The 12871-nt window shown below is 54.3% G+C and carries 10 protein-coding genes and 1 pseudogene; 5 read left to right on the top strand and 6 right to left on the bottom strand.

Translation table 11 applies throughout. From position 1 onward, the window contains the following. Positions 1 to 104: 104 nt before the first annotated feature. The 3 genes and pseudogenes from SK38_RS18865 to ttdA all read right to left on the bottom strand — a co-directional run bounded on the left by SK38_RS18865 (position 105) and on the right by ttdA (position 3127). Positions 105 to 1568 (bottom strand): annotated as a pseudogene (locus SK38_RS18865) (anion permease). A 48-nt stretch (positions 1569 to 1616) separates the two neighbouring features. Next, positions 1617 to 2222: a L(+)-tartrate dehydratase subunit beta gene (ttdB, locus tag SK38_RS18860; protein WP_048236788.1), complete on the bottom strand. Its 606-nt coding sequence runs from the start codon at positions 2220 to 2222 to the stop codon at positions 1617 to 1619. Further along, positions 2219 to 3127 carry a L(+)-tartrate dehydratase subunit alpha gene (ttdA, locus tag SK38_RS18855; RefSeq protein ID WP_003828445.1) on the bottom strand — a complete coding sequence of 303 codons (909 nt, stop codon included), beginning with the start codon at positions 3125 to 3127 and terminating at the stop codon, positions 2219 to 2221. The genes ttdB and ttdA overlap by 4 nt, the downstream gene beginning before the upstream one ends. A gap of 213 nt (positions 3128 to 3340) precedes the next feature. Here ttdA and ttdR point away from each other — a divergent pair, with 213 nt between their 5' ends. Further along, the gene (gene ttdR / locus SK38_RS18850; RefSeq protein ID WP_048236787.1) at positions 3341 to 4282 is read left to right on the top strand and encodes an L-tartrate utilization transcriptional activator TtdR; all 942 of its coding nucleotides are present in this window, start codon (positions 3341 to 3343) and stop codon (positions 4280 to 4282) included. Between the two features lie 31 nt (positions 4283 to 4313). Here the strand turns inward: ttdR and plsY are convergent, their stop codons facing one another. Further along, a complete protein-coding gene (gene plsY, locus SK38_RS18845; protein ID WP_003828443.1) occupies positions 4314 to 4931 on the bottom strand; it encodes a glycerol-3-phosphate 1-O-acyltransferase PlsY in 618 nt (205 codons plus the stop codon). 106 nt (positions 4932 to 5037) lie between these two features. Between plsY and folB the strand changes: the two genes are divergently transcribed. Further along, entirely contained in the window at positions 5038 to 5406 is a 369-nt protein-coding gene (folB, locus tag SK38_RS18840) for a bifunctional dihydroneopterin aldolase/7,8-dihydroneopterin epimerase (protein ID WP_003024659.1), read from the top strand. Positions 5407 to 5492: 86 nt separating this feature from the next. Then, the gene (gene bacA / locus SK38_RS18835) at positions 5493 to 6311 is read left to right on the top strand and encodes an undecaprenyl-diphosphate phosphatase (protein ID WP_048236785.1); all 819 of its coding nucleotides are present in this window, start codon (positions 5493 to 5495) and stop codon (positions 6309 to 6311) included. A gap of 109 nt (positions 6312 to 6420) precedes the next feature. On the opposite strand, the gene SK38_RS18830 is transcribed toward bacA, so the two are convergent. Both SK38_RS18830 and SK38_RS18825 read right to left on the bottom strand, forming a co-directional pair. After that, on the bottom strand, positions 6421 to 7656 hold the full coding sequence (locus SK38_RS18830; protein WP_048215522.1) for a multifunctional CCA addition/repair protein: 1236 nt from the start codon (positions 7654 to 7656) through the stop codon (positions 6421 to 6423). 62 nt (positions 7657 to 7718) lie between these two features. Further along, positions 7719 to 8339 (bottom strand): TIGR04211 family SH3 domain-containing protein, encoded by a 621-nt coding sequence (locus tag SK38_RS18825; RefSeq protein ID WP_048236784.1) that lies wholly within the window; start codon positions 8337 to 8339, stop codon positions 7719 to 7721. Positions 8340 to 8580: 241 nt separating this feature from the next. On the opposite strand from SK38_RS18825, the gene SK38_RS18820 reads away from it, so the two are divergent. Both SK38_RS18820 and glnE read left to right on the top strand, forming a co-directional pair. Beyond that, positions 8581 to 9882, top strand: coding sequence for a CYTH domain-containing protein (locus tag SK38_RS18820; protein ID WP_048236782.1), 1302 nt, complete (start codon positions 8581 to 8583; stop codon positions 9880 to 9882). Between the two features lie 126 nt (positions 9883 to 10008). Beyond that, on the top strand, positions 10009 to 12849 hold the full coding sequence (gene glnE / locus SK38_RS18815; protein WP_048236781.1) for a bifunctional [glutamate--ammonia ligase]-adenylyl-L-tyrosine phosphorylase/[glutamate--ammonia-ligase] adenylyltransferase: 2841 nt from the start codon (positions 10009 to 10011) through the stop codon (positions 12847 to 12849). Positions 12850 to 12871 lie beyond the last annotated feature (22 nt).

The raw sequence follows: 12871 nt of genomic DNA, 5'->3' as shown, positions 1-12871 counted from the left end.
TGAGGGTGTTTGCATACAAAAAAGTATGCCTCAGCGCATCGGGAAATCGATCATATGAGAAGCTTATGGATAAAGGGGCGGCAATACGCCGCCCCACCAGAGTCTTACAGTAAAACGAGGGGCATCCAGACCAGACCGGTAATCACCAGCAGCACGAGGAAAATCAGGCCAAAAATAGCACCGAGTCGCCAGTAATCCACCGTTGGTAAATAGCCGCTGCCGTAGTAGATAGGGCTAGGGCCGGTGGCGTACGGGGTCAGAATGCTGCCCAGACCAATGGCGGCGCCAACCATCAGGCAGAAGACCGGTAGCGGGATTTCCGGCATTGCCAGCGCGGCGGCAATCATCATCGGTGCGAGGGCGGAGGTATAGGCTGTGGCGCTGGCAAAGAAGTAACGCAGCAGATAGAACACCACGATCAGTGCTACCATCACCATCATCGGGGAATAACCGCTCAGCCCGTTTGCCAGCAGCTTGCCGAACCAGGTAATAAAACCGGTGTTATTGAGCCCGGTGGCCAGCGTGATCAGCGAGGCCAGCCAGAAAAAGACGTTCCATGCGGCTTTATTGCTGACGATGTCATCCCAGCTAATGATGCGCAGTACCAGCATCAACGCCACCACGCTGTATCCGACCATCGCGGCGTCAATATAATCGCCGCCGAAGATCCACAGCACCAGCGCGCCGACCATCAGCACCAGCATCTTTTTCTCGCGAGCGCAGAGCGGTCCCATCGCTTTTAGTTCAGTATCCGCCCAGCGTGGAACCTGATCGCCGGATTTCAGCTCCGGTGGATATAACACGTACGCCAGCCACGGCACGATCAGCACCAGTAAAATGCTCAGCGGCAGCATGCCTAAGAACCAGTCACCTCAGCTCAGCGCGGTGTGGGATGCGCCTTTCATCAGACCGATCAACAGCAGGTTCGGCGCCATTGCCGTTAAGAAAATGGCGCTGGTAACGCAGTCAGCGACAATGCCCATCCACATGATGTACGAGCCAATAGAGCGTGAACTGGCGCTATTGGGTTGTGAGTTATACAGCGGCGGCAGGTTGCGGATAATCGGGTAGATTATTCCGGCCCCACGGGCGGAGTTGGAAGGTGTGACGGGAGCGAGGATAAGTTCGGAGAACATCACTGCATAGCCGAGAAACAGCGTCCTATGCCCCATCTTTTTCACCAGCATCAGCGCGATTCGCCGACCGAGTCCGGTTTTCTCATAGCCCGTGCCAAACATAAAGGCCGCGAAGATCAGCCAGATGACCGAGTTTGAAAAGCCAGATACCGCCCACGACAGCGATTTGGCGGTAAATTTAAAACCGTCCTGCGCGAGTTGCTCCGGGCTGAACAGCAGCCACGGAGAAAGGACGGCGATGATCGAAATGCCAATCATCGCCACTACCGCGCCCGGTACAGGTTCCAGAATAAGCCCGACAATCACACCGGTAAAGACGGCAAAATAGAGCCAGGTGTGGCTCTCAAGACCGGTGGGGACGGGTAGAACAGCAATAATGGCGATGACCACCAGCGGAGCCAGGTATCGCCACCAACCAGCTAAAGGTGCCATTGTTGTATCCCTACGAAAGAGGAGAGGCGTAGCGCCTCTCCGGGAGGGTTATTTGATGTAATGCACGTGCTCGCAGATTTCATCGACGATAGGGTCGCGACGTTCAGCGAACAGCTTTTTGTTTTCAGCGATCAGGTTATTGCCGTGGGTATCGATGGAAACGATCAGCGGGCCGAACTCTTTTACCCGACACACCCACAGGGACTCCGGCATGCCGAGTTCCGTCCAGTGCACCTCTTCGATCTCCTTAACCTGGGTTGCCGCCACGACCGCGCAGCCTGCCGGGAAGATGACGTGCAGCGCTTTAAACTGCTTGCAACCTTCTTCCGTCAGCGGTCCCATGCCGCCCTTGCCGACCACCAGTTTGACGCCAGTCTGTTCGATAAAGTCTTTCTCAAACGCTTCCATACGCATGCTGGTGGTTGGGCCGACGGAAACCATTTCCCATTTATCACCGTTCTTACGTACGATCGGGCCCGCGTGGAAAATGGCTTTGCCGTTCAGGTCATAAGGAATCGGGCGCTTCAGTTCGATCAGGCGGCGGTGGCAAACGTCACGGCAGGTCACCAGCGTACCGGTCAGGTAAATGACATCGCCAACGCGAATGTCTGCCAGATCTTCGGCTTTGATCGGGGTTGTGAGGATCTTTTTCATAACGCGCTCCGGGTGTGAGACAGGTTTTCGAAGGAGAGGTCAGCATGAACCAATAGCGTGCCGCGACGGTGGGCCCAGCAGCCGGTAGAGACGGCAACGCCGATAGTCGACGGGTGGCGCGCGGCGGATTCGATATGCACGCCCATCACCGAGCTATTACCGGTCAATCCTTGTGGACCAATGCCCAGACGGTTAAGTCCTTCTTCCAGACGCAGTTCCAGTTCGGCCGCTTTCGGATTCGGATGACGTGAGCCGATAGGGCGCAGCACCGCTTTACGAGAAAGAACGGCGGCGGTTTCTACGGAGGTGGCAATACCTACGCCCACCAGCACTGGCGGACAGGCGTTGACTGCCAGCGTGGAGATATTTTCAAAAACAAATTTCACCACACCTTCGTAGCCCTCAGAAGGCATTAACACTTTCGAGCGTCCCGGTAGCGTACAGCCGCCGCCTGCCATGTAGACTTCGATTTCCGCGTCATCGTTATCGGGGATGATGTCCCAGGTGACCCACGGCACACCGGTACCTGTATTTTTGCCGGTATTCACTTCGTCAAAAATCTCGACCGCGTTATGGCGCAGAGGCGCTTTTACCGTGGCGTCTTCAACGGCCTGCTTCAGAATGCTTTGCAGTTCGCCGAGGAGCGGAAAACGGGAACCGACCTTCACGAAGAACATAATCTCGCCGGTGTCCTGACAGGCTGGGCGGTTCAGGTCGATAGCTTTCTGCATGTTGTCAAACATGGTGTGGTAGATGATTTTACCCATCGGCGAGGTTTCGCCTTCACGCAACTGTTTTAATTTATCCACGACGTCATCGGGCATGCGGGTAGAAATCATGGCGGTAAAATCAGCGACAATGTTCGTCAGCGTATTTATCGCATTTTGGTTATTTTGATTGCTCATCTTGTTAACTCCAGTTCTTTTATTTATCTGGAAATAAATTCTCCGCCACAAACTACCACTAAAAATGTGGATTAATATTATTTGCCACTGTGAATATCTAATTAACAGTTCGTGAATGATGTCCGGATAAGGCAATAAAAATTGCGCAAAGGCAGGGTTTAAGACGCATGAGAGAATTACACTGCGGTGAACAACATTACGGATAGACCGATCATGCTGAACACATATCCCCTTGCGAAAGACCTGCAGGTGTTGGTTGAAATTGTGCATAGCGGCAGCTTCAGCGCCGCCGCCGCGACGCTGGGGCAAACGCCGGCGTTTGTGACGAAACGCATTCAGATCCTAGAGTCCGCGCTGGGGACGACGCTGCTAAGCCGCTCTGCGCGTGGTGTAGCGCTCACGGAGAGTGGTCAACGTTGCTATGAACATGCGCAGGCGATCCTCGCGGGCTATCAGCATCTGGTCGATGACGTCACGCAACTCAAAACGCGCCCGGCAGGGATGATTCGTATCGGCTGTAGTTTTGGCTTTGGGCGCAGTTATATTGCACCGGCAATTACCGAATTGATGCATAGCTACCCTGAATTACAGGTGCATTTTGAGCTTTACGATCGGCAAATTGATTTGGCACAGGATAATATCGATTTGGATATTCGTATTAATGACGAGATACCGGATTATTATATTGCGCATTTGTTAACGAAAAACAAAAGAATATTGTGTGCGGCCCCACCGTACTTACAAAAATACGGTGAGCCGATGACGTTACAGGAATTAAGTCGTCATGATTGTCTGGTCACCAAAGAACGCGATATGACTCACGGGGTGTGGGAACTGGACAATGGTCAGGAGAAAAAGTCGGTCAAGGTGGCGGGACATCTTTCCTCTAACAGCGGTGAGATTGTGTTGCAGTGGGCGCTACAGGGAAAAGGGATCATGCTGCGTTCTGAATGGGATGTGCAGCCGTTTCTGGCCAGCGGTGAACTGGTGCGTGTGCTGCCGGACTATGCGCAGAGCGCTAATATCTGGGCGGTTTATCAGGAGCCGCTGTATCGCAGCGTGAAGCTGCGCGTGTGCGTGGAATTTCTGGCGACGTGGTGTCAAAACCGATTAGGCAAACCGGTGGAGGGGTATCACATCCCCCACGCCGGATAAGACGCCGTTGCGTCGCTATCCGACAATAAAATCACTCGGGGTCTCGTTCGCGTTTTTTCTTCAACTTGGTCCAGATCTTCGGCTCCTGACGACGCCACAGACGCTGAATGTTGTCATGGTGACGAAGCAGAATTAAGCACGACAGCATGGACACCGGGAAAGTGAACTGGGGATTGAACCACCAGACGTAAAAAGGGGCGATCAACGCGCTGACGATAGCGCCTAACGACGAGTAGCCGCTCAACAGGACGGTCAGCAGCCAGGTCCCGGCCATCACGCCGGTTAAGTCCCAACCAATCGGCGCAATCGCGCCAAAAGCGGTGGCAACGCCTTTCCCACCTTTAAAGCCGAAGAATACCGGCCAAATGTGGCCCAGACAGGCGGCGATTGCGATCAATCCCAGCCAGAAGGGGCTGACGCCTAGCGCATAGGCACCCCAGACGGGTAACATACCTTTCAGGACGTCGAAAATCAGTACCGCGACGGCGGCTCCCTTGCCACCGATGCGCAGCACGTTTGTCGCGCCCGGATTCCCAGAGCCGCTGTCGCGCGGGTCCGGCAATCCAGCAAGGCGGCATACCAGAATAGCACTGGAAATTGAGCCACAGAGGTACGCGAAGATAATCATTCCAGGCGCGATTGCACTCATAAGCTGTTCCGTTTTGAAAATGTCGTGTAAAACGCTACTTCTGTGGATAATACGCATATTTCGCCGGAAGTGGTATCCGGGTTAGCCAAAAAGCAGGCAGGTCGTGATGGATATTGTATTTATAGAGCAACTTTCTGTAATCACCACTATTGGTGTTTACGACTGGGAACAAACGATCGAACAACGGTTGGTGTTCGATATCGAAATGGCATGGGATAACCGCAAATCGGCTAAAAGCGATGATGTGGCTGATTGCCTGAGCTATGCTGATATTGCTCAAACGGTTGTTAATCATGTGGAAGGTGGGCGCTTTGCGCTGGTAGAACGGGTTGCGGAAGAGGTGGCGGATCTGCTGCTTAGCCGCTTTAATTCTCCCTGGGTACGGATCAAACTCAGTAAACCTGGCGCGGTAGCCCGTGCGGCGAACGTCGGGGTTATCATTGAGCGTGGCAATAATCTGAAAGAAAATAATTAATTTAATAATTTCTAAAACAAACGGGTATAAAAGGGTCCTTTCGTCGGCTCTTTTTTGCCGTGGTTTCTCTATCTAGGGGTTTATTAATGAGTGATATGCACTCGCTGCTGGTGGCGGCAATTTTGGGTGTGGTCGAAGGATTGACGGAATTTTTACCCGTTTCCAGTACTGGCCATATGATTATTGTTGGCCACCTGCTGGGTTTTGAGGGTGACACTGCAAAAACATTTGAAGTGGTGATTCAACTGGGCTCTATTCTGGCGGTGGTGGTGATGTTCTGGCGACGTCTGTTTGGCTTGATCGGCATTCACTTCGGCAAGGCTCCGCATGAAGGCTCTGGCAAAGGTCGGTTGACGCTGGGACATATCCTGTTGGGGATGATTCCAGCCGTGGTACTGGGGCTAATCTTCCACGACACCATCAAATCGCTGTTTAACCCGATCAACGTGATGTATGCGCTGGTGGTGGGTGGTGTACTGCTGATTGCCGCAGAATGCCTGAAGCCGAAAGAGCCGCGTGCGCCGGGTCTGGATGATATGACCTATCGCCAGGCGTTTATGATTGGCTGTTTCCAGTGTCTGGCGCTGTGGCCGGGTTTTTCTCGCTCCGGGGCGACGATTTCTGGCGGCATGCTGATGGGCGTGAGTCGTTACGCGGCCTCTGAATTCTCCTTCCTGCTGGCCGTACCGATGATGATGGGCGCGACGGCGCTGGATCTCTACAAGAGCTGGTCTTTCCTCAGCGCATCAGATATCCCGATGTTTGCAGTCGGATTTGTGACGGCGTTTATCGTGGCGCTGGTAGCGATCAAAACCTTCCTACAACTGATTAAACGCATCTCGTTCATTCCGTTTGCGATTTACCGCTTTATTGTGGCGGCTGCCGTTTACGTCGTGTTCTTCTGATGTCTTACCGTGGTGCCGGATGGCGGCGTTCTGCCTTATCCGGCCTACGGGTTATATCCGTTTCGAACCTGTAGGCCGGATAAGCACAGCGCATCCGGCAACGCAGTGTCTACGCTTTCGGGCACCGCTGCTCCTTCCAACTGGCTACCGCCGCGATGCGACGCCGGGTCAGTTCTTCACGAATTGCCTGACCTTTGAATCCAGCTTCAACCACGTCTTTCGTTGGTACCGCCTGTGCAACCTGCCAGGCTTCGCGCAACAGTCTGCCTTGCGGATAATCTGCCGCTTCAAAACCGGTTCGCCCACGCACATCGGCCTCGCTGGTGAGGGCGATTTGCTCCACGCGCTGCGGTTTGCGCCAGGCATCGATGGAATCAAACAGCTTAACGATGGTTTTCGGCTGCAGGATCGGGAAGGTATGAATGAGGTCGTGGAACTCGGAAACCAGTTTGGCTAAATCACGGATGTCATTCGGCACGCGCAGGCGTTGGCACAGTTGTTCGACAAGCTTAACACCTGCCGGACCGTGGCCGTGATGGCGCGGCCACAGCGCTTTAGGCGTCAATGCCTTGCCAAGATCGTGGCACAGCGTAGCAAAACGCACGTCGACTTCCGGACTTAACATGGCTGCCATCGAAAGCGTCATCAGCGTGTGAATGCCGGTGTCGATTTCCGGATGCCACTGTGCGGGGGCTGGAACGCCAAACAAAGCATCCACTTCCGGAAACAGGACGCGCAGTGCGTCGCAGTCGCGCAGGACCTGGAAAAATACCTGTGGGTTACGGGTGGTTAATGCGCCTTCGGTTTCTTTCCACACCCGCTCTGGTGTCAGATGCTCCAGTTCACCAGCGGTGGTCATGTCACGCATTAGCGTCATGGTTTCGTCAGCAATACGAAAACCGAGGTGCGCATAGCGGGCAGCAAAGCGCGCCACGCGCAGCACGCGCAGCGGATCTTCGCTAAAGGCAGATGAAACATGGCGCAGCAGACGGTTTTCCAGATCGTCGCGTCCGTTATACGGGTCGATAATCTCCCCGTCGTCATCGCGGGCGATTGCGTTGATGGTCAGGTCACGACGCTGAAGATCGGCCTCCAGCGTCACATCTGCGGCGGCATAGCAGGTGAATCCGGTATACCCCGAGCCTGACTTACGTTCGGTACGCGCCAGCGCATACTCTTCGCGGGTTTGCGGATGCAGAAACACGGGAAAATCGCGGCCTACCTGCTGGTAGCCCGCGTCGAGCATCTCTTGCGGCGTGGCGCCAACAACAACCCAATCTTTATCTTTAATCGGTAGCCCTAATAACGCATCCCGAACAGCACCACCGACCAGATAAATCTTCACGCCACTTTCCTTTTGAAAACTATGATCCCTTAATCATATGTCAGTGTGGCGGAGAAGGCGATTCAGTTCATCCAGCGATCTTTGCGTTTACGGCTTGGGATCATGTGTGGCAGAACCAGGCCGAGCAGCAGACCAAGACCCAACACGCCGCCACCGTACATAAACCACTGCATGATGATGGTGCGCTGTTTGTCATCAAGCTGAAGGTTGGCTGCGCTGACCTTCTTTTGCGCCACGATAAGCTCGTTTTTCAGCTTCTGGTTTTCTTGTTTCAGCCCGTCGATCACGCTGTCGCTTTGCGCTACCTTTTGCTGCATATCAGCGGTGCGCTGATTCCACGTGGTATCGATATTATTGAGCTTATCGGTCAAGGTCTTAACCTGGTTTTCCAGGTCGGGAACGCGGGTACGCAGGCTCGGCGTACTGTTCAGCTCTTTCAGTGGGATCCAGGCGGTACGTCCGGTGCTGTCTTTCACCTGGCCGTAGTTAGTGTTGGCATCGGTCTGTAATAGCGTGACTTCCTCGCCGGCGTTAACCGTACCCACGAGGCGATAATTATCTCCCGGACCGCTGCGGACCCAGGTGTTCAGTTCGTCAGAGACATAGCGCTTTTCTTCGGCATGAGAGACTGCAGTGGCGCTAAGTGCGAATAAAGTTAATCCAATCAGGCGTAATTTTGGCATCAGGCTGTCGTTATTGTCATAGAAAGTGGAACGATAGTAGTGGCATCAGTGTCTCTACGCAAAGCATTCGACATCAATCGGAATCATCTGTGTCCTTTTTGCCACCACTCGAAACTTTTACGCCCGTCAAATTGCTCGTTGCATGGCAATTTGGCGCAAAATACTATCTACTGACCATAAATAACGAACTTAGTTCGCAGTCAGTTTTCTCAACTGTGACATAACCCATAAGTACAAGACCATGGCTCAGGAAATCGAATTAAAATTTATCGTCAATAATGACGCTGTAGATGCGCTACGTGAACGTCTGAATACGCTGGGGGGAGAGCATCATGCGCCCAGCCAGTTGCTGAATATCTACTACGAAACACCGGATGCGTGGTTGCGTGGTCACGATATGGGGCTGCGTATTCGCGGTGAAAATGGTCATTACGAAATGACCATGAAAATTGCCGGACGCGTGACGGGCGGACTGCACCAACGGCCGGAATATAACGTTGCGCTAAACGCGCCTGAGCTGGACCTCACCTTGTTCCCAACGGAAGTCTGGCCTGATGGCGAGCTGCCTGCTGAACTTGCTTCTCAAGTGCAGCCGTTGTTCAGCACCGATTTTTACCGTGAGAAATGGTTGGTTGATGTTGATGGCAGCCGGATTGAAATGGCCCTCGATCTGGGGGAGGTGAAAGCGGGCGAGTTTGCAGAACCTATCTGTGAGCTTGAACTTGAACTGCTAAGCGGCGATACCCGTGCGGTACTGAAGCTGGCAAACCAGCTGGTTTCGCAAACCGGTTTACGCCAGGGTAGCTTGAGCAAAGCAGCGCGCGGTTATCACCTTGCTCAGGGGAATGCGCCGCGCGAACTCAAACCGACACGCATTTTGAAAGTTCCGGCGAAAGCGAGTATTGAGCAGGGGCTGGAAGCGGCGCTGGAGCTGGCATTATCACAGTGGCAGTACCATGAAGAGCTGTGGGTGCGCGGCGTTAAAGGGGCGAAAGCCGAGGTGCTGGCGGCTATGGGCCTGGTGCGTCACATTCTGATGCTGTTTGGCGGTAATGTGCCGCGAAAAGCGAGCGCTCACTTACGTGATTTGTTGACCCAGTCGGAAGCGATCATTTCGTCGGACGTTTCTGCTGTTTCGGCGGTTTACAGCACGCAAACGGCAATGGCCAAGCTGGCGCTGACCGAATGGCTGGTGACCAAAGGATGGCAGCCGTTCCTTGATGCGAAGGCGCAGGGAAAAATTGCCGACTCCTTTAAGCGTTTCTCGGATACCCATCTTTCGCGCCATGCCGCTGAGCTGAAAACCGCTTTTGCGCAGCCGCTGGGCGATCAGTACGCCGATCAGCTTCCACGTTTGACGCGCAACATTGATAGCATGCTGATGCTGGCGGGATACTACGACGAAAATGTCGCATCAGAATGGATCGCCAACTGGCAGGGTTTGCGCCACGCCATTGCGGCCAACCAATATATTGAAATTGAACACTTCCGTAACGAGGCAATTGCACTGGAACCGTTCTGGCTGCACAGCGGAAAACGATAATCAGGGCCGAGGCCGGGATGCCTGATGGCGCTGCGCTTATCAGGCCTACGCGATGTGTGTAACTGTCATGTAGGCCGGATAAGGCTAAACGCCGCCATCCGGCACCATTTAAAGGATAACCCGTAAATGAAGCAGCTCTCTTCACCGTTACAGCAGTACTGGCCGACCGTTGTTGAGCGGCTGCCAGCAGCAATATCTGAGTCCTCGCTTAGCGTTCAGGCGAAGTCAGTACTTACATTCAGCGATTTTGTCCGTGACAGCATTGTTGCCCATCCCGAATGGCTGGCTGAGCTGGAAAGCGCTCCACCCCTGGCGGATGAATGGCAACACTATGCCGACTGGTTACAGCAAACATTGGCTGACGTTAGTGATGAAAACACGCTGATGCGTGAGTTACGCCTGTTTCGCCGTCGCATTATGGTGCGTATCTCCTGGGCACAGACGCTGTCGCTGGTGACCGAAGAGAGTATTTTGCAGCAGCTAAGCCATCTGGCTGAAACGTTGATCGTCGCCGCGCGCGACTGGTTATACGCTGCCTGCTGTCGCGAATGGGGTACGCCCTGTAATCCTGAAGGTGTGGCGCAGCCGCTGCTGATTTTAGGCATGGGGAAACTGGGCGGCGGCGAGCTGAATTTTTCCTCCGATATCGACCTGATTTTTGCCTGGCCAGAGCACGGCAGCACACAGGGCGGGCGCCGCGAGCTGGATAACGCCCAGTTCTTTACCCGTATGGGCCAGCGGCTCATTAAGGTATTAGATCAGCCCACAATGGATGGGTTTGTCTATCGGGTGGATATGCGTTTACGCCCGTTTGGTGACAGCGGTCCGTTGGTACTGAGCTTCTCTGCGCTGGAGGATTATTACCAGGAGCAAGGGCGCGACTGGGAACGCTATGCGATGGTCAAAGCCCGCATTATGGGCGATGCCGACGGCACTTACGTCAGCGAGCTTCGTGCCATGCTGCGGCCTTTTGTTTTCCGTCGCTATATCGATTTCAGCGTGATCCAGTCGTTGCGTAACATGAAAGGGATGATTGCCCGAGAAGTGCGCCGCCGTGGTCTGAAAGACAACATCAAGCTGGGGGCGGGCGGTATTCGTGAAATCGAATTTATCGTGCAGGTATTCCAGCTGATTCGCGGTGGGCGCGAGCCGTCGCTGCAATCCCGCTCGCTGTTACCGACGCTTAGCGCCATCAATGCTCTGCATCTGCTGTCTGATACCGATGCGGAACAATTGCGAGCAGCCTATCTCTATTTACGCCGCCTGGAAAACCTGCTGCAAAGCATCAATGATGAACAGACCCAAACGCTGCCAGGCGATGAACTGAATCGCGCGCGGCTGGCGTGGGGGATGAACGTTGATGACTGGCAGCAATTAACTGATGTGCTGGCCAATCATATGGACAACGTGCGCCGGGTATTTAACGAGCTGATTGGCGATGACGAAGCTGAAAGCCAGGAAGAGTCGCTCTCAGAACAGTGGCGCGAACTGTGGCAGGACGCCTTACAGGAAGATGACACCACGCCGGTGCTGACGCATCTGGCGGATGACGATCGCCGACGCGTGCTGTCTCTGATTGCTGATTTCCGCAAAGAGCTGGATAAACGCACCATTGGCCCACGCGGACGCCAGGTGCTGGATCATTTAATGCCGCATCTGCTGAGCGATGTCTGTACGCGTGACGATGCCTCAGTCCCGCTATCGCGCATTACCCCTCTGCTGGTAGGGATTGTTACCCGTACGACCTATCTGGAACTGCTGAGCGAATTCCCCGGGGCGCTGAAGCATCTGATTTCGCTCTGTGCGGCCTCGCCGATGGTCGCCAGCCAGCTGGCGCGGTATCCGCTGTTGCTCGATGAACTGCTGGATCCGAACACCCTGTATCAACCCACCGCGACGGACGCCTACCGTGATGAGCTGCGCCAGTATTTGCTGCGCGTGCCGGAAGATGACGAAGAGCAGCAACTTGAGGCTCTGCGCCAGTTTAAGCAAACGCAGCTACTGCGTATTGCTGCGGCTGATATCGCCGGTACGCTGCCGGTGATGAAGGTGAGCGACCATTTAACCTGGCTGGCGGAAGCTATTATTGATGCGGTAGTCCAGCAGGCGTGGACGCAGATGGTCGCGCGCTACGGTCAACCCACTCATCTTAGCGAACGCGAGGGGCGTGGTTTTGCCGTCGTCGGCTATGGCAAACTGGGCGGTTGGGAGTTGGGTTACAGCTCGGATCTCGATTTGATCTTCCTGCATGACTGTCCGATGGACGTGATGACGGACGGTGAGCGTGAGATTGACGGGCGACAGTTCTATCTGCGTCTGGCGCAGCGCATTATGCACCTCTTTAGTACCCGTACTTCGTCCGGTATTTTGTACGAAGTGGATGCGCGTTTGCGTCCGTCAGGAGCGGCGGGGATGCTGGTGACATCAGCTGACGCTTTTGCCGATTATCAGCGTAACGAAGCCTGGACATGGGAGCATCAGGCTCTGGTGCGTGCTCGCGTAGTGTACGGCGACCCGCAGTTGACCTCTCAGTTTGATGCGATTCGTCGCGATATCATGACCCTCGTCCGTGATGGGAAAACCTTGCAGACCGAGGTGCGCGAAATGCGTGAGAAAATGCGTGCCCATTTGGGTAATAAGCATCGCGATCGTTTTGATATCAAAGCGGATGAAGGCGGCATCACAGATATTGAGTTTATTACGCAGTATCTGGTGCTGCGCTATGCGCATGAAAAACCGAAGCTGACGCGCTGGTCGGATAACGTGCGCATTCTGGAATTACTGGCGCAAAACGACATTATGGACGAGCAGGAAGCGCTAGCGCTTACCCGTGCTTATACGACGTTGCGTGATGAACTTCATCATCTTGCGTTGCAGGAACTTCCAGGCCATGTGGCGCTGGAGCACTTTGACGCTGAACGTACGCTGGTGCGTGACAGCTGGCGGAAGTGGCTGGTTGCCGAGTGAAGTGTGCTATTATCGCGCGCAA

The sequence above is a fragment of the Citrobacter sp. MGH110 genome (assembly GCF_001037515.1).
In the GTDB taxonomy this organism is placed as follows: Bacteria; Pseudomonadota; Gammaproteobacteria; order Enterobacterales; family Enterobacteriaceae; genus Citrobacter; species Citrobacter portucalensis.
The sequence above is the reverse complement of the archived record's forward strand: the minus strand, read 5'-3'. Positions and strand labels throughout refer to the sequence as shown.